At 50.7% G+C, this 1,237-nt stretch carries 1 protein-coding gene; it reads right to left on the minus strand.

Features of this window, described 5'->3' with window-relative positions:
- A partial coding sequence (locus tag GZ78_RS29635) for a WD40 repeat domain-containing protein (RefSeq protein WP_161787457.1) occupies positions 1-1,207 on the minus strand: 1,207 nt, incomplete at its 3' end.
- Positions 1,208-1,237 lie beyond the last annotated feature (30 nt).

The following is a 1,237-nucleotide window of genomic DNA, read 5'->3' on the forward strand; positions in this document are numbered from 1 at the left end:
CAGGGCTCGGTGAAGTGGGCTGATTGTCGTCTATAGCTGCAGAAGAGCTGACAACCACCATCGTTACCGTCGAGGTTGGCTGCAAAGTTGACTGTTCGGTAAAAGTGAACTCAGGCCGCTCTCCCAGAGAATAGAATTCAAGGTCGTTCTGGTTGTTGCCAACCGCCAGCCAGGTGCCATTGGGGTGAAAGGCAAGAGAAAACACCACACTCATATTGTTTGCCATTGTCAGGGTATCGAGCCGGGTCTGCTTTGCGGCCTCATACAGGTGAACCCTGGGGCCTTCGGCCACCGCATAATGTTCACCGCCGGGGTGATACAAGACAACGTTTACGCCCGCATCAAATGTCATGTTTTGAATCAGGGTAAAATGACCCCCAGCCTCTCTGAGCCAGAGGCCTGCCAGTTTATCCTGACCGCCAGAGAGCAGTCGTTCGCTATCGGGGCTGAAGCCAAGGCTAAGTACAACATCATTGTGCGCCGTCATATTAACGTAGCTGATGTCACTGAGGTTAGTGAGGTTATGCACCCGGATCTCGCCAGTTTGATCCCCCGAAGCCAGCCATGGCCCCTGACTGTCCAGTGCACTCACTATCTTGGAGAATTCACCCGGCAGTGGTAAAACGTCATCCTTGTTCGCCGGGTTTATCAGTGACAGTAGTCCTGCATGACCGTATGCCAGCCAAGCATCCTCCAGGATGAAGGTGGTTGCGAAAACAAACTGTCCAAGTGAAATAACTATAGGGGATTGATTAATGAAATACCCATTGGGGGACGCCTGCCAGTGAATCAAATCTTCGCCTCGACCACACGCTATACACCCCCCCAAAAAACAGATACTCAGTCCACTTGGGCAACCTAGCTCCAAAAACTCATGCCCAAGACGATTAACACTTTCCTGGTTTGAGGAGAGGGCACTAGTATTGTGGTACTGAACAAACATTCGTCCAGGAATTGCTCCCAAAGAATTTGCATACCCCACCATAACCAATTCAGAACCGTCCGGTTTAAAACGCAGTGCCACAACACGAATTCGCGGCCCATAGGCATTGTTTTCTTCATCAATCTCCATCAATTCAGTGGCATTGAACTTTATCACCGGGCCGGGAATAAACCCCAGTCTTTCTGGCGCGCCACTGCCTTCGGTTATCCCGTAACTTATGCTGGCCAGAACGCCCAGCATTAGGCCGGCTAGTTTGCTTATCATGGTTAATGCTCGATTTCTTTTCAGCACAAT

It is taken from the genome of Endozoicomonas numazuensis (assembly GCF_000722635.1).
Classification (GTDB): Bacteria; Pseudomonadota; Gammaproteobacteria; order Pseudomonadales; family Endozoicomonadaceae; genus Endozoicomonas_A; species Endozoicomonas_A numazuensis.